Below are 19,671 nucleotides of genomic sequence, written 5' to 3' on the forward strand. Positions count from 1 at the left end.
GGGCCCGCGGCGGGGGTGGTGGTTTCGTCTGTGACGAGGGGTTCCGCGGCGGGGGCGGGCTGTGGTTCTGGCGCGGGGGCCGGGTCGGGCAGCGGCGTGGGCCGCGGCTCGGGGTCGGGTACGGGCGCGGGCTGCGGGTCCGGTCCGGGCGCGGGCGTCGGCCGCGGGTCCGGCTTCGGCGTCGGGGTCGGATCAGGCACCGGGGTCGGCTCCGGGTCCGGCTTGGGCACGTCCGGCCCCGGAGCCGGGTCCGGAATCGGTGAGAGCGGCCCGGGGTCGGGCATCCGCTCGCCGGTGGTCTGGGTGGGGAACGGCGTCTTGCCGCCACTGCCGCTGCCACTGCCGCGGCCTCCGGCAGGGTTCGGCTCGTGGGCGGGGGCGGGCACGGTGGGCCCGCCGGCGTCGGTGAGCACCGTCCCGGCGGCTTCCCGACTACTGGTGCCTTCGCCGCTCACGGTTGCGGAACCGCTGTCGGTCGTTTCCGCGTGAGCGGTCAGCGAGCCCTCGGCGGCAGCCGTACCGGCGTCGGCTGTTTCGGCCGTGCCGGCAGTGTCGGTTGTGTCCGCGTGAGCGGTGGTGTTTTCGGCGGTGGCCGTATCGGCGTCGGCGGTGTCTGCGAGAGCGGTCAACGAGCCTCCGGCGGCAGCCGAACCGGCCTTGGCCGCGTCGGTGACGGTGGGGGTGGAGTCGAGTTCGTCCGCTGTTGAGGTGGTGCTTGTGGCGCTGGCCGCCGTATCGGCGTCGGCGGTGACCGCGGTAACGGTCAACGAGCTCTCGGCGGAAGCCGAATCGGCGGAGACCGTACCTGCGTCGGCCGTGTCCGTGACGGCCGCCGAAGCGGGGGCGACCACAGAAGCGTCCGAGACGGCGGCGGTGGAGCCGCGCTCGTCCGACGCCGAAGCGGGGCTCTCGGCAACGGTGCTGTCGGTCAGATAATCCGTCACCGTGGACAGGCGCGAACTGTCGGCGGAAGCCGTCTCCGCAAGGGCGGGCAACGATTCCTCGGAGCCAGCTGACTCAGCGTCAGCCACCTCCGCGACAGCGGTAAGCGTCCCTCCGGTGGTAGTCGAACCGGCGTCAGAGGTAAGCGAACCCCCGGTGGTAGCCGAACCGGCGTCAGCCGTCTCCGCGCCAGCGGTAAGCGATCCTCCGGCGCCGGCGGAACCGGTGTCAGAGGTAAGCGATCCTCCGGCGCCGGCCGAACCGGCGCCAGCGGCCACCGACCCCCCGGCGCCAGCCGAATTGGCGTCAGCCGTCTCCGTGGCAGCGGTAACCGACCCCCCGGCGGCAGCCGACCCGGTATCCGTCCCGGCCGCGCCCCGCGCGGCCTCGGCCTCGGACTCGGTAGGCGACCCGTCGTTCTGGGCGGCTTTGGACCGGCCGAACGCATTCCGCAGCAGACTCCGAATGCCCATATGGAGCAGTCCTTCACGTGTCTCGGGTGCGATTTATGTCCGTAGTGCGGGGAAAAGTCCCCGGGGAGGACGGATACGTAAGGCTAGCCGCCACCCGGCGTGTTGCGCCTTCAGACCCTCCCGAGCCGCGCCGCCGCCGCGCGCAGTGATCGGCCTCTGAAGGGCGTACCGGCCCACGGGTCGGACTTCAGACGCTCGCCGACTGTACGCAACGTCCAGCGGTCGGCGCGCAGTTCGGGGTCGTCCAGCTCGGCGGCGGCGATGGGGACGGCGACCGGGGCGCCCGGCCGGGCCCGTACTGCATACGGGGACACGGCGGTCTGCGCGTAGCCGTTGCGCTGGGTGTCCAGGTAGAGGCGGCTGCCCCGGTCGGCCTTGCGGGCCGCCGTCGTGAGCCGGTCCGGGTGGCGACGTTCCAGTTCCTCGGCGATGTCGCGGGCGAAGGCCCGTACCGTGTCGAAGTCCGACTGCCGGTCGAGCGGGGCGAGGACGTGGAGGCCGCGCGACCCCGTCGTCATGAGCCGGGTCGGCAGCCGCACCGCGTCGAGGAGTTCGCACACGCGCCGCGCGGCCCAGCGCACCGCTTCGAAGTCGCCCTCGCCAGGAGGGTCGAGGTCGAAGACGAGGACGTCGGGGTGGTCGGGCCGGTCCGCGCGGGAGAGCCAGCGGTGCGGGGTGACACACGCCTGGTCGGCGAGGTAGAGGAGCGTCGCCCGGTTGTCGCACACGACGTGCGTGACCTCGCCGCCCTCCTTGGGCAGCACCGCCCGCCGTACCCAGTCGGGGAAGTAGTCCGGCGCGTTCTTCTGCATCAGGGGTTTTCCGCCGATGCCGTCGGGGTGCCGCTCCATCATGATCGGCCGCCCGCGCAGGTGCGGCAGCATCAGCGGGGCGACCGCGCGGTAGTGGTCGGCGAGGTCGGCTTTGGTGATGCCGCCATCGCCGTCCTCGGGGAAGAGCACCTTCTCCGGCCGCTGGATCTCGACATTCCGTTTCGTGCCCACGGTGGCTACGGGTTTCCCGGCCGCCCCGATGACAAACCTGCCCCCGGGCCAGGCGAAGACTGGACCCGGGGGCGGCGTGGGTGATCGGAGTGCTGTTCGGAGTGTGGGAAGTGGTCAGTGGCGGGTCAGCGCACCGGATGCGCCTGCTGTGCCACGCTCGCCGCCGAGCTGTGGGCTGCGGCGTCGGCGTAGTGGGTCGGGGTGGCTGAAGCGGCGTGGGCGGGGGCCGCGGCCGCTTCGTGCGGGGACTGTGCCTGGTGGGCGCGGGTTGCGGCGTCCTCGTGCGGGGACTGTGCCTGGTGGGCGCGGGTTGCGGCGTCCTCGTGCGGGGACTGTGCCTGGTGGGCGCGGGTTGCGGCGTCCTCGTGCGGGGACTGTGCCTGGTGGGCGCGGGCAGCGGCGTCCTCATGCTGCACCGGCGCGGCCACCTCGGCATGGTGGGCCGGGGTCGCGGCGGTGGCGACGCCGGCGGTGCCCGCGGCGACAAGGACGGTTCCGGCGGCGAGGCCGAACAGCCTGCGCTGCTTCGGTGTGAACTTGCGGTGCTTCGACAACGGTCTTCCTCTGTCTCGGATTACGGACTCGGATCCCGAGCCCGTACTGCGGGCCCGAATAGCGAGCCCGGGCTACGGACCGACCGCGAGCCCGGACTACGGACCGGACTGCGGCCTGGACTGCGAGCTCGGGCCATGCGCCCGGGGCCACGGCCACGGGCCGACGCCTGTGGCTCGGGAGCCCTTGTGTGAGAGGAGTACGGAAGCGAGCACGGACACGTTGCACGCCGCGACGGAAAATCTCTTTCCGCCGCACCGTGCAACCTCCCCGCGCCGCTCCCCGTATATAAGGCAGGAGGAGTGCTGCGCGAGCGGAGGGGCGGAGGGCCGGCAAGGGTGAGGGAAGCGGTCCGGGAGCGGGAGTTCCGGGAGTTCGCCGAGACGCGGCAGGCGCGGCTCCGACGCAGCGCCTACCTGCTGTGCGGGGACTGGCACCAGGCCCAGGACCTGACCCAGGCCGCGCTGATGAAGCTCTACGCGGCCTGGGGCCGGGTCCGCAAGGACGGCAACGTGGACGCGTACGCGCGCACCATCCTCACCCGTACCTTCATCGACCAGCAGCGCAAGGGAGGCTGGCGCGAGGAGCCGGTGAGCGAACCGCCCGACCTGTCCGCTACCGTGCCGGACGCACCGGAGCTGCGGCTGATGATGCGCGAGGCCCTGAGGGAACTGCCGCCCCGCTACCGGGCCGTGCTGGTCCTGCGGTTCTGGGAGGACTGGACCGTGGAGCAGACCGCGCACGCGCTGCGGGTGAGCACGGGAACGGTCAAGAGCCAGAGCGCCCGCGGGCTGGCCCGGCTGCGCACGATCGTCGAGGGCATGACCAGCGAATCGGTCGGGAGGTGAGGCAGGGCATGGACGAGCACGAGGACGACGCGCTGCACGCCGCCTTCCGGGGCATCCTCGGCGCGCAGCCCGAGCCGCCCCTGCCCAGCGTCACCGACGCGGCAGTCGCCGGCGGCCGCCGCATTCGGCGACGGCGCGCGGCGCTCTCCGCGGCCGGCGTACTGGCCGTCGCGGCCGTCACGGTCACCGTGGCCGTCGGCCTGGTCCGGCCGGGCGGCGGCTCCGAACACGCCCCGCTGCCCGTCGCCCCCGCCGGGACCACGGGCCCGGCGGCGCACACGGCCCCGCCCGGCCCGAAGAACTCCGGGGAACCCGCCCACGGGGCCGCGGCGAACACCGTCCCGCCCTTCCCCGCGTACGACCCGCGCGGCGGGAAGGCGGCTTCGGGGAGCCCGAATACGGGCGGGGCCGGGGCCACCCAGTCGGCGGCGGAACGCCCCGCGACCCCCTGAGACCGAGGCCGAGGCCGAGGCCGACGGCCCGGCGCCGGTCACCGAGAGCCCTGGATACGACAGATCGCCGGACGGGTTGGTGGGCCCGGCCGGCGATCCAGTGACATGCCGTGGTGGAGTCGTGACCGCCGGTCAGGCGGACTGGCGGTGCTGCTGCTGCTCCGCGGTGGTGCGCACGCGGTCGGTGTCTGGGTGCCCCTGCGCGGTGTCCGCGGCGGGGGTGACGGTCGGGGCAGGGGCCTCGGAGGACGAGGGCTGCGACTGCGACTCGTCGGAGCGCATGGCGCGCGCCTCGGACTTCAGGATGCGCGCGGACTTGCCGAGGCCGCGGGCGATATCGGGCAGCTTCTTCGATCCGAACACCAGGAGGGCCACCACGACCAAGATGATCAGGTGCCAGGGCTCCAGTCCGTTGCGCAACACGGCGGGGTCTCGCTCTCAGCTGGGGATGCGTGGGCCTGCCCCATTATCACCTGCTTAGCGTATTGCGCGACCGAGCGGTCGATCAAGAGTGAGCAAAGCCACCCGTTCCGGCCCAGCGGTGGCGGTGGCGGCGCGGCGGGGAGAGGGTTGGACGCATCGGGACCAGGGGGCTGGGCGGAGACGAATCGGAGATCACCATGCGGGCAGTCGCGGTCACGGAATTCGGGGCGGAACCGCAGGTCATGGATCTGCCGCAGCCCGAACCCGGCCCCGGCGAGGTGCTGGTGCGCGTTGCCGTGGCGGGGCTGAACCCCATTGACTGGAAGATCGCGGACGGCATGCTGCGGGACACCGTGCGGCACGCTTTTCCGCTGGTCCTCGGCGTGGACGGGGCGGGTGAGGTAGTGGCCGTCGGGCCGGAGACCGGCCGGTTCGAACTGGGGGACCGGGTGTTCGGCCAGTTCATGCGGGTGGGCGCGGGCGGCGGCTCGTACGCGGACTTCGCGGTGGCCGCGGAGGAGGCGGTGGCCCCCGCGCCCTCGCGGGCCACGCTGATGACCGCCGCCGCGCTGCCGACGGCCGGGATGACGGCGTGGAACCTGGTCGAGGAGGCGGGCGTACGGGAGGGGAGCCGGGTGCTGATCGTCGGCGCGACGGGCGGCGTGGGTACGTTCGCGACCCAGTTCGCGGCCGGCCGCGGCGCCGAGGTGATCGTCACGGCCCGGCCGGGCGCCGCCGTCCTCATGCGCGACCTCGGCGCGGCCGAGACCGTCGACCACAGTGCGGGCCCGGTGGCCGACCAGGTACTGGCCGCGCACCCCGAGGGGGTGGACGTCGTCATCGACCTGGTCGACGACGCGGCGGCGCTGGCGGAGCTGGCCCGGATCGTACGGTCGGGCGGCACCGTCGCCTCCACCATCGGCGCGGCGGACGCGGCGGCCCTGGAACCGCACGGGGTGCGTGCCCTGAACGCCCGGAACACGCCGTCGTCGGCGCTGCTCTCCACGCTCGCCACCGAGATCGACGAGGGGCGGCTGACCGTGCTCATAGGGCACGAGACGACCCTGGAGGAGGCGCCCGCCGCCATCGCCGCGAGCAGGAGCGGCCGGGCGCGCGGCAAGACGGTCATCAGGGTGTGACCCGGGCAGCTCAGCCGCGGTCGAGCAGCGCCAGCTCCGTGCCGGCGAGCAGGAACGCCCCGACGCCGAAGTCCGCGGTGCTCCCGTAGCCGACGGGCTGGCCGGACTCGGGGCGGTCGCCGGTGCCCTGTACGTAGCCGAGGAACCCGTCGGGGTGGACGGCGGTGGCGACGAGCCCGCGCCAGGCGCGGGCGGCGACCGGCCCGAACTCGCGGGCGGGCAGGAGCCCGGCCCGCAGCGCGTACGCCGTGCCGTAGGCGAGGAAGGCCGTGCCGCTGGTCTCCGGGCCGGGGAAGTGGGCGGGGTCGGCGAGGCTGACGTTCCAGAAGCCGTCGTCGCGCTGGACGGCGCGGGCGGCGCGCAGCGTCCGCACCAGGGCCGCCCGGTACTCGGGTACGTGCGCGGCCGTGCGTGGCAGCGCCTTCAACGTCTTGACGAGCCCGCCCGCCACCCAGCCGTTGCCGCGCGACCACAGGACGGGCCGCCCGGCGGGAGAAACGATTCCACCAGGAAGGAACCGCTTGTCGCGGAACCACAGCCCGCTCCCCGCGTCCAGCAGCCCGGGGCCGCCCTCGGCCCGCGCGGTGTGCGTGTAGAGCCGGTGCAGCTTGTCCCAGTAAGGAGCGTCCCCGCGCAGCAGCCCCATCCGCGCGAAGGGCGGCATGGCCATGTGCAGCGCGTCGTCCCACCACCAGTCGTCGTCCTTGTCCGGCTGGTCCCCGCCGGCCATGCGGCGCAGCGACTCCCCGATGGCCTCGATCTGATCCGGGTCCCGGTCCGCCTCGTACAGATCGAGATACGTCTGCCCCGCGCACTGGTTGTCCGCGTGCCGGGTGGCGACGCCGCCCTTGAGCCCGTACGCGTGCTTCTCGGCCCACCCGCGCGCGTACGAGAGATAGCGGTCCTCCCCGGTCAGCCGGTACAGGGCCATCAGCCCACTGAAGAACGTGGCCCGGGCCCACCCGTTGTCCCCCGGATCGCCGTGCGCCCCGATCCAGTGATCAGCCACCCGCCGCAGAACCCCGCGGATATCCCCGTCCGCCCCCGCCCCCGCCCCTGTCCTCACCCTCACGCCTTGCGCCGCCGCCGTACCGCCGAGCGCCACAGAAGCGGCCAACGCCGCGCCGGAACCGATCAGTTGACGTCTGTCCACAGGAACACCTCACAGGTCGGGGCCCACATCCTGAAGGCGAAACCTTGACGTGTCCATGGTGCGTACGTCCGCGTCGAGCGCCGTAAGCGGTCCGAACGCCTACCGCTTCTCCGTCATCACTGCCGCGGTGTCGCTGTAGTAGGAGGTGGCGAGGGTGACGCCGGAGCGTGCGAACGCGTGCCACATCGAGGGGCGGATGTGGACCAAGTTGGTGAACACCTCCACCCGGATGCCCAGGGACACGGTGTGGCTGATGAGTTGGGGAAGGCTGGGGTGACAGGTCGGTTCTCCGCCGATGTACTGCACCGCAGTGACGCCGAGGCCGGCGGCCTGGTCCAGGAGCGTGAATCAGTCCTCGCGGGTCATGCTGCCGTGGCCCTTGGACGGCCCCGACCGGGCATAGCAGTGCATTGGGCAGGTGTTCTGGCACTGGCCGGTGATCTACAGTTTTCCGACCGTCCTTCGCGAGAAGCAGACTTGACCAGGCGCTTTGCGTGCTGGACATGTTCGCCATGTGTCCGGGCGGTGCCGTGGTGGGTGGCGTTCGACAGGCCATCGCACCGGCCGCGGACCGGGATGCTTCTCGCTACGGGCCATCACGCTATGGGGGCGTCACCGAGCTGGAGTTCGTGCACCCACTCCTGGGCTGCTGCGAGGCCGAGGGCGGTACCGACCGGTTCATACGCGAACCCGCTCCACTCCTCCAGGACTCGGGGTAGACGAGATCGACCCGTGCGACGACGCAGCGCAGCGGTTGGCCGCGGCCAGGAACCGAACTGCTGCAGCGCACGTCTCCCGCACCATGATCTCAAACGAGCGCCAAGAGCACGCGATTTCCTCCAGGCTGGTCTCGCCGTCCGCGGTGAGTGTGGATCCGTCGAAGGCCAACGACTACAACGGCTTCGCCGAGGCGTACGCGGCCGCAAACGAAACCAACCTGGTCAATGCCTACTACGAGCGGCCCGCGATGCTGGCCCTCGCTGGAGACGTGGCCGGTCGGCGGATTCTCGACGCCGGCTGCGGCTCGGGGTCGCTGTTTGCCGCGCTGCGCGACCGTGGCGCCATGGTGAGTGGCTTCGACACGAGTGCCGGGATGCTGGAGTTGGCTCGGCAGCGGCTCGGCGACGGTGCGGACCTGCGGGTGGCGGACCTGGGCAGCCCGCTTCCTTACGCTGATGACACGTTCGACGATGTAGCGGCGTCCCTGGTGCTGCACTACCTGGAGGACTGGGGGCCGGCGCTGGCCGAGCTGCGACGCATACTCAGGCCCGGCGGTCGGCTGATCGCGTCTGTCGACCATCCCTTTGCCATCAACCTCATACACCGCGAGGCCGGTCGCGAGGCCGAGTGCAACTACTTCGACACCACCAACTGGACCGTAGAGTGGACCATCGACGGTCAGACCGCCCTGGTGAGTCGCTGGACCAGGCCGCTGCACACGATGATCGAGGCTTTCACCGGGGCCGGTTTCCGGATCACGGCCATCAGCGAGCCGGATCCTGATCCCGCCGCCCGCGAGATGTTCCCCGAGGCCATCGCGGCCGAGCCGCGCTTCTTGTGCTTCCTGTTCTTCGTCCTGCAGGCCGAGTAGCAACCAGAATGACCTGACCGCTGGGAAGCGGTCAGCTGTTCTCGTCGTCGGCCGCTTTCTCGTCGGTGCTCGGGTCACGCAGCGGGCGCAGCCCGGCCGCCGGCGGGCGCATCGCCGAGGGCCGTGCCGCCGGCATGGAAGCCCTCGCGGCGTCGCAGCTCGTCGACAGCCCTTTGCTACAGATCTCCGCCCTGGAGACCCTTGTGCTCCTCGCGCTCAAGGAGGGGCGAGCGCGGTCGAGCACGCATACCGGCTCGCCACCAGTGCGGGTGCGGGACATGGCGTGCGCCTCGTGATCGCGCTCCGCGACGCCAACGTCACCACCCACATCGGAGACCTGTCCGGAGCGCGGCGCGCTCTGAGCCGTGCCGTCAGTCACCTGGGGCGCGCGGACGTGGACTCCGAGGTGCCCAACTGGGCCCGTTTCGTAGGGCCGTTCGAGGTCGACAACGCCACGGCCGACATGTACGTGCGAGCCGAACAACCCAGACGCGCCGTGCCGTTCCTGCGTGCTGCGGTACGCGGCATCGGCTGCGACTTCACCCGCAACCACGCCTCGTACCGCGTGAAGCCGGCAGGTGTACTCCTGGCCACCGGGGAAGCCGAAGAGGCGTGTGCCGAGATGGGCGTCGCCCTTGACGCCTTCGGCGGCATCGCCTCGCCGCGACTGCTGGGAGGGATCGGAGAGTTCCGGCGGGCCGCCGCCCGGGTCGACAGCGCGGCGGCCCGCGATTGCGGCGAGCGCATCCGCGAGATCGTCCGAGGAGGCACCACGTGACCCGACAGGGAACCTTCACCGTTGAGCAGCTGGACGGACCGGCCACGGTGCGGGTCATGGACGCGTTCAGGCTGGTCTACGCCGAGGCGTTCGCCGAGCCGCCTTACGGCGAGACCGAGGAGGACATCGCCGCGACGTTCCGGCGCATCCGGTCCCAGGCCCGCAAGGGCGGGTTCCGTGCCGCTCTGGCCCGTGTGGAGGACGGCACACCGGTCGGCATGGTGTACGGCTATCCCCTCGGCCCCGCCACCGGCTGGTGGGGTCGGCTCACCGAACCCGTACCCGACGACATGCGCCGCGAGGACGGTCGCCGAACCTTCGGCCTCATGGAGCTCGCGGTACGCGAGCCTTGGCGCCGACGGGGCGTCGCGCGCCGGCTGCACGGGGCCGTACTCGACAGCACCGGCGTCGAGCGCGTACTGCTCAACGCCCATCCGGACGGCGCGGCGGCACAGGCCGCCTACCGCGCGTGGGGATACCGCAAAGTCGGGGAGGCGCGCCCGTGGGAGGGCGCGGACCTCCATGACGTGCTGCTGCTCGAACTGGGCCGGGCCGCCTTGTAGCGGAGGCGGCCCGACCCGGCGGTGCACGGCACGAGCCGGGCGCAGGTGAGCCGCTGCCCGTACGGGCCGGGCGGTGAACAGCCCAGACCCCGGCACCATCCTGACGTAGCGTCAGGTCAGCCCGCCCCGCAAATGCGTCAGCACAGCCAGCACCCGCCGGTTGCCCTCCGCCGGGTCGAGGTCCAGTTTCATGAAGATGTTGCCGGAGTGCTTGACCACGGACGCCTCGGTGACGCCCAGCCGCTGGGCGATCGTCTGGTTGTTGAGGCCCTCCGCCATCAGCGTCAAAACCTCCCGCTCCCGGGGTGTGAGCCGACCCAGCGGACGGGCCGCGGTCCGCTGCACGAGCAGCGTGCGCACCACCTCCGGGTCGATGACGGTCTCACCGGACGCGACCCGCCGGATGGCTTCGAGGAACTCCGAGACCTCGCCCACCCGGTCCTTGAGCAGATAGCCGAGCCCCGCCGCCCCCGGCTGCCCCGCCGCCCCCGGGCCGTCCCCGCCCAGGAGCTGCGTCGCGTAGGCGGTGGCGACGTACTGGGAGAGTACGAGCACCGGCAGCGCCGGGTGGCGGGAGCGGATCTCCAGCGCCGCCCGCAGCCCCTCGTCGCGCTGTCCGGGCGGCATCCGGACGTCCGTGATCACGAGGTCGGGCAGCTCGTCGCCGGGCTGTTCGGGCTCCACCGCGCGCGCCAGCGCCTCGGCGTCGCCCACCGCCGCCGTCACCCGGTGCCCGCCCCGGGTCAGCAGCTCGACGAGCCCGGCCCGCAGCAGCACGGAGTCCTCGGCCAGCACTACGCGGAGCACGGCACCTCCGCGCGCAACTCGGTCGGACCGCCCACCGGACTGGACACCATGAGCCTGCCTTTCAGGATCGCCATGCGGTCGGCCAGGCCCTGAAGGCCCGTGCCGTCGGACGGGACCGCCCCGCCGCGGCCATTGTCGGTGACCGACAGGACGAGCCTGCCGTGCCGGACCCGGCCGGCGACGGTGATCCCGGAGGCGCCGCTGTGCTTGGCGGCGTTGGCCAGCGCCTCGGTGACCGTGAAGTACGCGACCGTCTCCACCGCGCCCGGCAGCCGCCCCGGCAGCTCGATGTCGACGCTGACGGGGATCGGGCTGCGCAGCGCGACCTCCGCCACGGCCGCGTCCAGGCCGTGGTCGGTGAGGACCTGCGGGTGGATGCCGCGTACCAGGTCGCGCAGTTGGGAGAGGGCGAGGCGGGCCTCGCCGCGGGCCCGGACCACGAGGCCGGCGGCGGGGGAGGCGGTGTCGCTCAGCTCCATCTCGGCGAGCCCCAGCGTCATGGAGAGCGCTACGAGCTGCTGTTGGGCCCCGTCGTGCAGATCGCGTTCGATGCGCCGCCGCTCGGCCTCGAAGGCGTCCGCCAGCCGGGCCCGGGAGCGCGTCAGCTCCACCACGCGCCGTTCCTCGCCCCGGCCCGACAGCAGGAACTCCGCCGTCCTGACCTGCGCCCCGGCCAGCAGCCCCGCGGCGTACGCGCACACCGCGAGCCCGACGAGGCCGACGGCGGTGGCGGGCAGCGCCTCCAGCGGGCCGTCGACCGGCCGGCCGGAAAAGACCATGACGGGGTCGGGCGCGACGGCCAGGACGAGGAGGGGCGCCACGGTCAGGATGCCGGAGAACAGCAGCATCAGCGCGATGCCGAAACCGGAGCCCGCGAAGACGACGCCGAACACGACGGTGTACGCCAGCTCGCGCCAGGTCGCCCGTTCCCGCAGCCGGCCGCGCAGCCGCACGCCGCCGCCCGCGCCCCGCAGCCGCGCGTGCGGGTTCGGCAGCGGCACCGGTTCGACCAGCCGCAGCCGGCGGCGCTCCATGGCGGCGACCGGAATGCCGAACAGCGCGGCGAGCACCAGCGCGACCAGGCCCACGCCGACGATGGAGAAGAGCACCCCGAGGGCGACGAGTACCGCCAGCGCGAACAGGGCGCTGGTGCCGATGACCGCGCCGCTGAGCGCGTACGCCCAGCAGCGCCACGGCCAGAGGGAGAGCAGGAAGCGGTGGGGGCGGCGCCGCATCGCCTGCCATACGGCGATGGTCCGCTCCGTGCTCTGGGGACCCTGTGAGTTCGCCATGCGGACCATTAATCCATGCGGCGGGGGAGGAGTCGGTAGGGGAAACCCGACCACCCCACACCCGACCACCCCACACCCGACCACCCCACACCCGGGGGCCACCGGCGGCAGGGCCCCGCCTCGGACGGCCGGGCCCGCCTCGGACGGCCGGGCCCGCCTCAGACGGCCGGCCTCCGCCCCGGCGAACCGGGCCCCCGCCCCGGCAAACCGGCCCTCCACTCCGGCAAACCGAGCCCCCCGCCCGCCGCAGCGCGCCGTCAGCCCCGCTGTATCCCCGTCATCGGCAGCGCCCGCCGGATCTTCACGTACCGCGGCTTGCTCCGCAGGTACTGGCGGAGCCGCTCGGCCGGGCGCGGCAGCACCACGAACGCCTCGGCCTGCATGCAGGCCCAGCTGATGCGCGGCAGGTCGCGGCTGGTCGGGTAGACCACGAAGCGCGGTTCCCACACCGGCTGGAACTTCGCGTTGAAGCGGTACAGCGACTCGATCTGGAACCAGCGGGAGGAGAACACCAGCAGCCGGTGCCACACCCGCAGCACCGGGCCCGCGCCCAGCTTCTCGCCGCGGGCGAGGGCGGCCCGGAAGACGGCGAAGTTGAGCGAGACCTTGTTGACGCCGAGGCCGGGCGCGGCCTTCAGCGCGGCGACGATCAGCAGTTCGTTGAGGCCGGGTTCGGCCGTGCGGTCGCGGCGCATCAGGTCGAGGGAGATGCCGTCCGGCCCCCACGGCACGAAGTGCAGCAGGGCCCGTACGCGGTCCTCGCCGTTCTCGTCCGGCTGGTGGGCGGTGACGACGACGCAGTCGCCGTCGCCCGGGGCGCCGAAGCGGCCGAGCGCCATGGAGAAGCCGCGCTCGGTGGCGCTGCCGCGCCAGGCGGCGGCGTCCTCGCGGAGCTTCTTCTTCTCCTCGGCGGGCAGGTCCCGTACGCGCCTGACCTGGCAGGAGTAGCCGGCCCGCTCGATGCGGTTGACCATCTGGCGCACGTTGCGCATGGTGCGCCCGGAGAGGCTGAACGCCTTGGTGTCCACGATGGCCTCGTCGCCCAGCTCCAGCGCGTGCAGGCCGCCCTCGCGGGTCCAGACCTGGCCGCCGAGCTCGCTGCACCCCATGACGCCGGGCGTCCAGGCGTGCTTGGCGCACTGGTCCATGAACTCCTTGATGGCGCCGGGCCACGCCTCGTAGTCGCCGATGGGGTCGCCGCTGGCCAGGGCCACGCCGGAGACGACGCGGTAGGCGATGGCGGCCTTGCCGGTGGGGGACCACATGACGCTCTTGTCACGCCGGAGCGCGAAGTAGCCGAGCGAGTCGCGGGCGCCGTCCTTGTCGAGCAGGGCGCGCAGCTTCTCCTCGCCGTCCTCCGGGTCCGGCAGGCCGTGCCGGGCGGGGCGCAGCGCGAGGTAGGCGGTGGTGCAGGCGGTGACCAGGCCGAGGGCGAGGAGGGAGAAGGAGACCAGGTCGGCGACGCGTTCGCTGCTGTACTTGATGGGGCCGTCCAGGCCGGCCATGCCGTACAGGACCTCCTGCAGCCGGTCGGCGAAGCCGATGCCGCCGCCGCTCTCCTCGTGCGCCCGTACGCCCACGATCGCGAGCCCTAGGCCGGTGCTGCACAGGCCGAGCAGGATGAAGTTCCCGACGGCGCGGATGCGGGTGCGGGGGTCGCCGAGCGCGTAGAACTCCTTGCGGTACGCGATCAGCACCCCGCACAGGGCGGCCGAGACAACGGCGGCAACGATTTCGTGATGGCGCAGCGACTGGATGACCGCGCAGGGTCCGAGCAGCACCACGGCGGCTCGCCAGGCGCGTAGCTTACGGCGGGCGAGGCCGCGCGCGAGCATGACGAGGAGGATGCCCGCGGCGAGCGAGGTGGCCCGCGCGAGGGAATCGGGGAACCCCGGGACATAATGGGTGATTCGGGCTATCCGGCCTTCGCGCATCCCCGGCCTGATGGCCGAGGCGATGTCGAGGAGGCCGATGAGCAGGCAGGTGTAACCGGCTACTGAGGCGACTCGTTGTCTCACAGCGGCTCAGCGTATGAGCAGTTGGACAACGGCTCGGGAAGAGAAGGATAAGAGCAGGGTAAGAACAGGGTGCTGAGCAACCCCGCCGGTCGTATCCCGCCTCTTCTCCGGTGAGCAATACCGGAACCGAACATGAGTACCCACATCCGGGGGCAGGGAGTTGAGGGGCATATGGGGCTGACCAGTCGGTCACTCTTGTACACGGTGGTTTTCGTCGCCGTGCTGTGTGTGGGTCTCACGGTGTGGCTGTGGCCGCGCCTGGCAAAGCGCGGGGCGCTGCCCGTAGCGGGCCGACTGGGGTCGATCGCGGTGACACAGGTGGCCGTCGTGGCCGCTTTCATGCTCGCCGTCAACGCCAATTTCGAGTTCTACGGCACCTGGAACGAGCTGTTCGGCAAGTACGACAAGGCCCCCGTCAACGTCACCCACCTGGGCAAGGGCGGCCCGTACGCGACCGTCGGCGCGACCAAGGACGGGCTGGTGCAGCCGGCCGGGGCGCAGGGCCTGGACAAGATAAAGGGAATCCCGCACGGCCCCGCCGAGAAGGTCGGCAAGGTCCAGTCGGTGAAGATCCTGGGCCGCCGGTCGCACGCCATCAACCCGGCGTTCGTCTACCTGCCGCCGCAGTATTTCCAGAAGCAGTTCCAGCGCCAGCGATTCCCCGTGGCGGTCGTCATCAGCGGCTATCCCGGCGGCATCATGAACCTCGCCCAGCACCTTGAGGTGCCGCAGACCGCGTCGAAGCTCATCGGCGAGAACAAGATGCAGCCAACGGTGATAGTGATGATCCGCCCCACCATCGCCCCGCCGCGCGACACCGAGTGCGTGGACGTGCCTGGCGGCCCGCAGGCCGAGACCTTCTTCACCAAGGACCTGCCCGAGGCGCTCAAGCAGACCTACCGGGTCGGCCACGACCCCAGCGCCTGGGGCGCGATGGGCTACTCCTCCGGTGGTTCCTGCGCCCTCCAGCTCGCGATGCGCGAGCCCGGCGTCTACCCGGCGGCGGCCTCCCTGTCCGGCGACTACAAGATCGCCAACGACCTCACCACCGGCAACCTCTTCGGCACCGGCCCGGACGCCAAGAAGAAGGAGCACGAGCACGACCTGATCTGGCGGCTGAAGAACATGCCCGTGCCGCACGTCTCGGTGCTGGTCACCAGCAGCAAGAAGGGCGAGAAGAACTACGGCGAGACGGTGAAGTTCCTCCAGGCCGTCAAGGCGCCGATGAACAAGTCGTCGATCATCCTGGGCGAGGGCAGCCACCACTTCACCACCTGGCGGCGCGAGATCGGCCCGGCGCTGGAGTGGATGGGCCAGCAGCTGACCTTCCCGCAGGACGTCGTCAACAACGCCCCGAAGAAGCAGCAGCAGCCGACCAAGGGCCCGAGCGCCCCGCCGGGGGCGTGACCGTACCTGTACGAGCCGTACCCGTACGAGGTCCGTACGAGCAGAACGGCCAGGCCGCGGCGGCGATCACCGCCTTGAGGACGTCCGCGGCCTGGGCGTGGGTGATACGGCGACGTCGGGTGGCAGGGGCTACAGCAGGTGGTCGGCCTTGCCGGCCTTGATGTCGGTGATGAGGGTGCGCAGGGCTTCCAGGGAGTCGGTGAGGTAGCGGTCCTCTTGGCCGGCGACGGATATGTAGCCGTTGCCGTCGGCGTCCGTACCGAGGCGGAAGCAGGAGTTGCCCTCGCCGCAGAAGGGGGCGTCCCAGGTGATGTCAGCCATTCGGCTTCTCCTCAAGGTTGTCGGGCGATCTGGCGGATGAAGTCGCGGGACCGCTCCGGGGGCAGTGCCAAGCTTTCCCAAGCTGGCCGTCCCGCAGGACCTGTATGAGCCGTACCCGTACGAGGCCCGTACGAGGCCCGTACGAGGCCCGTACGAGGCCCGTACGAGGCCCGTACGAGCAGAACGGCCGGGCCGCGGTGGCGATCACTGCCTTGAGGGCGCCCCGCGGCCTGGGCGTGGGTGATACGACGGCGTCGGGTGGCAGGGGCTACAGCAGGTGGTCGGCTTTGCCGGCCTTGATGTCGGTGATGAGGGTGCGCAGGGCTTCCAGGGAGTCGGTGAGGTAGCGATCCTCTTGGCCGGCGACGGATATGTAGCCGTTGCCGTCGGCGTCCGTACCGAGGCGGAAGCAGTTGCTCGCATCCTGGCAGAAGGGTGCTTCCCAGGTGATGTCAGGCACGGTCAACTCTCCTAAATGCTCTGTGAAATGGTGTGCATGAGATCGAGGGTCTCCTTGGGTGGAAGCGCGATCCTCTGCATCTCGTCAAGTTGCAACCGGTACTTGCACAGGTGGGCTCCGGAATGCAGGAATTCTCCCGCCGTCGTGCGATCCAGCTGCACGGTGTCCAGCGGGGGCACCTGGCCGAGGGCGTACAGGATCGCCTGCCCCGAACCGGGGAACGCTCCGGCCGAGAACGGGATGGCCTGGATCGTGACGTTGTTACGGTCTGCGGCTGCCATGAGGTGACCGAGCTGGGTTCGTAGCACCCCGCGTCCGCCGACTTCGATGCGCAGGGCGGCTTCGTGGATGATCACGGCGTAGTCCGGAGCTCCGGGCCTGTCGATGGCTTGGTGCCGTTGCACGCGGTGGGCCACTCTCGCCTCGAACTCCTCGGCGGGCAGCGGCGGGATAGCGGCATGGAAGAGAGCGCGCGAGTACGCCTCGGTCTGCAACTGCCCCGGCAGGTGCGTCATCGTGCTGACACGCAAGCCCTGGGCGTGCCACTCCAACTCGGCGATGTCCAGGAATGTCGCGGGTAGGAGGCCGCGGTACGTCTCCCACCAGCCGACCGCGCGGTCGCCGCACATGGCGACCAGCGCATCCACCAGGGCCTGGTCCGTGCACTCATACCGGAAGGCGATGCGCCGGACACGCTCCGGGCTGGCGCCGTGGCGTCCCGCCTCGGTGCTGGTGATCACGGTCCGCTTCGTGTCCAGCAGCACGGCGGCCTGTTCGGTGGACAGCCCTGCCCCTTCCCGTAGCTTGCGAAGCTCCGCGCCCAGACGCTGCTGGCGTGCGGTCGGATTACTCCTCGGCGGCATGCGTTCCCTCTCATCGCGTGCGGCTGCGTTTGTCGTGAAGCGAAGTGCGGTCCAGCGGACCTCCGAAGCTTAGTAGCATATGTACCCCCGTTGCTCTACTGTGAGTATCGCGCAAGCTACACACCGCAATGCCGGAAGCGCACCGCGCGAGCATGCCCGTCCGCCCTGGGACGGGTGTGCACGCGGCCAGGGCGGTAGGCCACCGGCGACCCCAACCCCTTCACACAGCCGTGGAGTTCGCCATGCCCGAGATTCCCCTCGTACCTGCCCACTGGCGTTTCCCCGCCCACCCCGCCTCCGTACGGCGGGCCCGGCACGCCGTCGCCGCATCGCTGCCGGACGTCCTCCGTCCCCGCCTCGGCGACGATCTGACCCTGTTGACCTCGGAGTTGGTCACCAACGCCATTCGGTACGGCGCGTGCCGGGCGGACGAGGAACTCATCGAACTCGTCCTGTGGCCCGCCGACGGACACTACTGGCTCGCCGTCTCCGACCCGGGTACCGGTAAGCCGGCACTGGCCCGCCCGGACGCGGACTCCGAGAGCGGCCGGGGGCTGATCCTTGTCGACAGCCTCGCCACCGCCTGGGCCGTGCGGCCCCGTGCCACGTGCGGGACGTCCGTGATCGCGGGCCTCTCCTGCCAGCGGAGCGGTTGACCCGGCGGAACGATCGGCGCGTACGGACCGGGCTGTACGGACGCCCGTACGGCCCGGCGCCCGCGCTCCGCCTACGTGACCGGCGACCTCAGCTGCTGCCCCAGCCAGTTGAACGCGGCCGGGTACATCTTCTTCCACGTGTTGTAGTTGTGGCCGCCGCTGTCGACGAGCATCGTCTTGACCTTGACCCTGCTGCCCTCCGCCGCCTTGCTGAACTGCTCGATGTACTTCACCGGGCTGTCCGGGTCCTGCCGCGACGTGGCGAGGAACAGCGAGACGTCGGCCTTGGAGTGGCGCACCAGATAGGTCGGGCTGTTGCGCTCGCGCAGCACCGGGTCGGGGATGACGTCCGGGTCGCCGGTCAGCGGGTCCGGGTCGAGGGCGACCCCGGCGCCGAAGATCTTCGGGTACTGGAGCGGCAGCTTGGCCGCGCAGTACGCGCCGGTGGAGATGCCCGCCAGGCCCCAGCTCTTGGCCCCGGCCGCGGTGCGGAAGTGGTGGCGCACCAGCTCCGGCACGTCGTCGGTGAGCCAGGTGGCGACCTTGCGGCCGGGGGTGTTGGAGCAGTCCGTGTCGACGCCGCCCGGGTTGACGATCGGGAGCACGAGGATGGCCGGCTTGGCGATGTCCTCCTTGATCAGCTTGTCGAACGCCTTGGGCATCCCGCCGTGCTCCAGCCAGGACTGCGGGGAGCCGGGCACGCCGTGCAGCAGCATCACGACGGGGAACCGGGTCTTGCGGTACTCGGGCTTGTCGTACTGCGGCGGGGTCCAGATCATGACCTGGCCGGAGAGCTTGGAGTGCGCCCCGTGGAAGTAGGTGTCCTGCATCCGGCTGTCGCCGTGGATGAACTTGGCGCGCTGCGGCGGCGGGCCGGGCATGGCCACCGGGGCGCTGCCGTCGTCCGTGCCGAGCAGGTCGTCCCAGGACGCGTACAGCCCGTAGCTCTGGTTGATCCAGACCGCTACCACGGAGATCGCGGTGAGCTGGCAGAGCGCGATCATCACGACGCGGGAGAGCCAGCGCAGCGGGCGCGGGCCGGGGATCTTCGACCAGAGCAGCAGGGTGGCCAGGACGGCCAGCACGGTCGCCAGGATCAACACCACGAAGAAGGGTGTTCCGGTCAGACTCATCCCGCGAGCTCTCCTCTGCTCGGCTGCCCGGCTCCTCCGCCGGTCGGCTCCAAATGACCATAATCGCCGCATATGGCATATGACGGCTGGGTTGGCCGCTCCCGGCGGACAAGACGAGAGCACCCCGCCGCGCGTTCCAGCAACGCGGTCGTCGATAATCACAGCCAGGCCCATAACGGGTCATTCACCGCGAACCGTTGATTCATAGAGTTTCGGGGAGATGGGGAGATGACAGTGAGTAACGCCGCAGCGGGACGGATCGTCGTCGGTGTCGACGGGGGCGAGCCCTCGAAGCGGGCCCTGCGCTGGGCCGCCCGGCAGGCGTCGCTGACCGGCGCCGGACTTCAGGCCGTGATCGCCTGGGAGTCGCTGACCAGCTGGTCCTGGGCAGGCGTCATGCCGGTGATGCCCGAGGCGTACGTACCGGAGGAGGTCGGCGACCGGGCGCTCGCCGACGCCATCGAGGAGACCTTCGGCGGCGAGCCGCCCGTGGCGATCGAGCGCTGCGTGATCGTGGGCAACCCGGCGGACGTACTGCTGGAGGCCGCCGAGGGCGCCGAGCTGGTGGTGGTCGGCGACCGCGGGCGGGCCGGTTTCCGGGCGGCGCTGCTCGGTTCCGTCAGCCACCACGTCACCCAGCACGCGCCGTGCCCGGTGGTCGTCGTGCGCGGCGCGGAGGGCGCCACGGACGCCGCGGAACCGGGTCAGAGCGCGTGACCAGCGGAAAAACGGAGTAAAAGTACCGTCACGGCCGGGTGGGCGGAGGTTATCGGGCGTCTCAACGATGTCTGGAAAT

23 protein-coding genes are annotated in these 19,671 nt (G+C 71.4%); 10 read left to right on the plus strand and 13 right to left on the minus strand.

All coding sequences use genetic code 11. The features are described 5' to 3' along the window. From AC07AB_RS03170 to AC07AB_RS03180, 3 genes are all read right to left on the minus strand, one after another. Positions 1-944, minus strand: a 944-nt coding sequence (locus tag AC07AB_RS03170) for a hypothetical protein (protein WP_478559100.1), incomplete at its 3' end; no start/stop codon positions are given. 581 nt (positions 945-1,525) lie between these two features. Further along, a complete protein-coding gene (gene ligD / locus AC07AB_RS03175; RefSeq protein WP_478559103.1) occupies positions 1,526-2,419 on the minus strand; it encodes a non-homologous end-joining DNA ligase in 894 nt (297 codons plus the stop codon). A 125-nt stretch (positions 2,420-2,544) separates the two neighbouring features. Then, positions 2,545-2,973, minus strand: coding sequence for a hypothetical protein (locus AC07AB_RS03180; protein WP_478559106.1), 429 nt, complete (start codon positions 2,971-2,973; stop codon positions 2,545-2,547). A gap of 336 nt (positions 2,974-3,309) precedes the next feature. On the opposite strand from AC07AB_RS03180, the gene AC07AB_RS03185 reads away from it, so the two are divergent. Together AC07AB_RS03185 and AC07AB_RS03190 are read left to right on the plus strand one after the other, a co-directional pair. Further along, positions 3,310-3,819 carry a SigE family RNA polymerase sigma factor gene (locus AC07AB_RS03185; RefSeq protein WP_478559109.1) on the plus strand — a complete coding sequence of 170 codons (510 nt, stop codon included), beginning with the start codon at positions 3,310-3,312 and terminating at the stop codon, positions 3,817-3,819. A gap of 8 nt (positions 3,820-3,827) precedes the next feature. Continuing rightward, positions 3,828-4,271, plus strand: a complete 444-nt coding sequence (locus tag AC07AB_RS03190; RefSeq protein WP_478559111.1) for a hypothetical protein — start codon at positions 3,828-3,830, stop codon at positions 4,269-4,271. A gap of 132 nt (positions 4,272-4,403) precedes the next feature. Here AC07AB_RS03190 and tatA read toward each other — a convergent pair whose 3' ends face one another. Further along, a complete protein-coding gene (tatA, locus tag AC07AB_RS03195) occupies positions 4,404-4,694 on the minus strand; it encodes a Sec-independent protein translocase subunit TatA (RefSeq protein ID WP_478559114.1) in 291 nt (96 codons plus the stop codon). A gap of 197 nt (positions 4,695-4,891) precedes the next feature. Here tatA and AC07AB_RS03200 point away from each other — a divergent pair, with 197 nt between their 5' ends. Next, the gene (locus AC07AB_RS03200) at positions 4,892-5,833 is read left to right on the plus strand and encodes an NADP-dependent oxidoreductase (RefSeq protein WP_478559116.1); all 942 of its coding nucleotides are present in this window, start codon (positions 4,892-4,894) and stop codon (positions 5,831-5,833) included. Between the two features lie 10 nt (positions 5,834-5,843). Here the strand turns inward: AC07AB_RS03200 and AC07AB_RS03205 are convergent, their stop codons facing one another. Together AC07AB_RS03205 and AC07AB_RS03210 are read right to left on the minus strand one after the other, a co-directional pair. Further along, positions 5,844-6,842 (minus strand): glycoside hydrolase family 88 protein, encoded by a 999-nt coding sequence (locus AC07AB_RS03205; protein WP_478559119.1) that lies wholly within the window; start codon positions 6,840-6,842, stop codon positions 5,844-5,846. 243 nt (positions 6,843-7,085) lie between these two features. Continuing rightward, entirely contained in the window at positions 7,086-7,229 is a 144-nt protein-coding gene (locus AC07AB_RS03210; RefSeq protein ID WP_478559122.1) for a hypothetical protein, read from the minus strand. 559 nt (positions 7,230-7,788) lie between these two features. Between AC07AB_RS03210 and AC07AB_RS03215 the strand changes: the two genes are divergently transcribed. The 4 genes from AC07AB_RS03215 to AC07AB_RS03230 all read left to right on the plus strand — a co-directional run bounded on the left by AC07AB_RS03215 (position 7,789) and on the right by AC07AB_RS03230 (position 9,918). Next, on the plus strand, positions 7,789-8,577 hold the full coding sequence (locus tag AC07AB_RS03215; RefSeq protein ID WP_478559125.1) for a class I SAM-dependent methyltransferase: 789 nt from the start codon (positions 7,789-7,791) through the stop codon (positions 8,575-8,577). A 65-nt stretch (positions 8,578-8,642) separates the two neighbouring features. Continuing rightward, positions 8,643-8,873 (plus strand): hypothetical protein, encoded by a 231-nt coding sequence (locus AC07AB_RS03220; RefSeq protein ID WP_478559128.1) that lies wholly within the window; start codon positions 8,643-8,645, stop codon positions 8,871-8,873. After that, positions 8,861-9,355, plus strand: coding sequence for a hypothetical protein (locus AC07AB_RS03225; protein ID WP_478559131.1), 495 nt, complete (start codon positions 8,861-8,863; stop codon positions 9,353-9,355). The genes AC07AB_RS03220 and AC07AB_RS03225 overlap by 13 nt, the downstream gene beginning before the upstream one ends. Beyond that, positions 9,352-9,918: a GNAT family N-acetyltransferase gene (locus AC07AB_RS03230; RefSeq protein ID WP_478559134.1), complete on the plus strand. Its 567-nt coding sequence runs from the start codon at positions 9,352-9,354 to the stop codon at positions 9,916-9,918. Before AC07AB_RS03225 ends, AC07AB_RS03230 begins: the two co-directional genes overlap by 4 nt. A gap of 111 nt (positions 9,919-10,029) precedes the next feature. Here the strand turns inward: AC07AB_RS03230 and AC07AB_RS03235 are convergent, their stop codons facing one another. From AC07AB_RS03235 to AC07AB_RS03245, 3 genes are all read right to left on the minus strand, one after another. After that, positions 10,030-10,725, minus strand: coding sequence for a response regulator transcription factor (locus AC07AB_RS03235; RefSeq protein ID WP_478559137.1), 696 nt, complete (start codon positions 10,723-10,725; stop codon positions 10,030-10,032). Further along, entirely contained in the window at positions 10,713-12,017 is a 1,305-nt protein-coding gene (locus tag AC07AB_RS03240) for a sensor histidine kinase (RefSeq protein WP_478559140.1), read from the minus strand. Before AC07AB_RS03240 ends, AC07AB_RS03235 begins: the two co-directional genes overlap by 13 nt. Before the next feature lie 257 nt (positions 12,018-12,274). After that, positions 12,275-14,035: a phosphatidylglycerol lysyltransferase domain-containing protein gene (locus AC07AB_RS03245; protein ID WP_478559142.1), complete on the minus strand. Its 1,761-nt coding sequence runs from the start codon at positions 14,033-14,035 to the stop codon at positions 12,275-12,277. 171 nt (positions 14,036-14,206) lie between these two features. On the opposite strand from AC07AB_RS03245, the gene AC07AB_RS03250 reads away from it, so the two are divergent. After that, on the plus strand, positions 14,207-15,442 hold the full coding sequence (locus AC07AB_RS03250; protein WP_478559145.1) for an alpha/beta hydrolase: 1,236 nt from the start codon (positions 14,207-14,209) through the stop codon (positions 15,440-15,442). A 129-nt stretch (positions 15,443-15,571) separates the two neighbouring features. On the opposite strand, the gene AC07AB_RS03255 is transcribed toward AC07AB_RS03250, so the two are convergent. The 3 genes from AC07AB_RS03255 to AC07AB_RS03265 all read right to left on the minus strand — a co-directional run bounded on the left by AC07AB_RS03255 (position 15,572) and on the right by AC07AB_RS03265 (position 17,086). Further along, positions 15,572-15,763 carry a hypothetical protein gene (locus AC07AB_RS03255; RefSeq protein ID WP_478559148.1) on the minus strand — a complete coding sequence of 64 codons (192 nt, stop codon included), beginning with the start codon at positions 15,761-15,763 and terminating at the stop codon, positions 15,572-15,574. A gap of 268 nt (positions 15,764-16,031) precedes the next feature. Further along, a complete protein-coding gene (locus AC07AB_RS03260; RefSeq protein WP_478559151.1) occupies positions 16,032-16,223 on the minus strand; it encodes a hypothetical protein in 192 nt (63 codons plus the stop codon). A gap of 11 nt (positions 16,224-16,234) precedes the next feature. Next, positions 16,235-17,086 (minus strand): helix-turn-helix domain-containing protein, encoded by an 852-nt coding sequence (locus AC07AB_RS03265; RefSeq protein WP_478559154.1) that lies wholly within the window; start codon positions 17,084-17,086, stop codon positions 16,235-16,237. A gap of 242 nt (positions 17,087-17,328) precedes the next feature. On the opposite strand from AC07AB_RS03265, the gene AC07AB_RS03270 reads away from it, so the two are divergent. Further along, positions 17,329-17,742: an ATP-binding protein gene (locus tag AC07AB_RS03270; protein ID WP_478559157.1), complete on the plus strand. Its 414-nt coding sequence runs from the start codon at positions 17,329-17,331 to the stop codon at positions 17,740-17,742. 71 nt (positions 17,743-17,813) lie between these two features. On the opposite strand, the gene AC07AB_RS03275 is transcribed toward AC07AB_RS03270, so the two are convergent. Further along, positions 17,814-18,875 carry an alpha/beta hydrolase gene (locus AC07AB_RS03275; RefSeq protein ID WP_478559160.1) on the minus strand — a complete coding sequence of 354 codons (1,062 nt, stop codon included), beginning with the start codon at positions 18,873-18,875 and terminating at the stop codon, positions 17,814-17,816. A gap of 234 nt (positions 18,876-19,109) precedes the next feature. On the opposite strand from AC07AB_RS03275, the gene AC07AB_RS03280 reads away from it, so the two are divergent. Continuing rightward, a complete protein-coding gene (locus tag AC07AB_RS03280; RefSeq protein ID WP_478559163.1) occupies positions 19,110-19,592 on the plus strand; it encodes a universal stress protein in 483 nt (160 codons plus the stop codon). Positions 19,593-19,671: the final 79 nt, after the last annotated feature.

It is taken from the genome of Streptomyces sp. NPDC044033 (genome assembly GCF_056434425.1).

Bases quoted from the DNA above. Each gene is read 5' to 3' on its own strand.
- AC07AB_RS03250 (WP_478559145.1), top strand. From the start codon at position 14,207: ATGGGGCTGACCAGTCGGTCACTCTTGTACACGGTGGTTTTCGTCGCC.
- AC07AB_RS03215 (WP_478559125.1), top strand. From the start codon at position 7,789: ATGATCTCAAACGAGCGCCAAGAGCACGCGATTTCCTCCAGGCTGGTC.
- AC07AB_RS03190 (WP_478559111.1), top strand. From the start codon at position 3,828: ATGGACGAGCACGAGGACGACGCGCTGCACGCCGCCTTCCGGGGCATC.
- AC07AB_RS03275 (WP_478559160.1), bottom strand. From the start codon at position 18,875: ATGAGTCTGACCGGAACACCCTTCTTCGTGGTGTTGATCCTGGCGACC.
- AC07AB_RS03255 (WP_478559148.1), bottom strand. From the start codon at position 15,763: ATGGCTGACATCACCTGGGACGCCCCCTTCTGCGGCGAGGGCAACTCC.
- AC07AB_RS03270 (WP_478559157.1), top strand. From the start codon at position 17,329: ATGCCCGAGATTCCCCTCGTACCTGCCCACTGGCGTTTCCCCGCCCAC.
- AC07AB_RS03200 (WP_478559116.1), top strand. From the start codon at position 4,892: ATGCGGGCAGTCGCGGTCACGGAATTCGGGGCGGAACCGCAGGTCATG.
- AC07AB_RS03265 (WP_478559154.1), bottom strand. From the start codon at position 17,086: ATGCCGCCGAGGAGTAATCCGACCGCACGCCAGCAGCGTCTGGGCGCG.
- AC07AB_RS03240 (WP_478559140.1), bottom strand. From the start codon at position 12,017: ATGGCGAACTCACAGGGTCCCCAGAGCACGGAGCGGACCATCGCCGTA.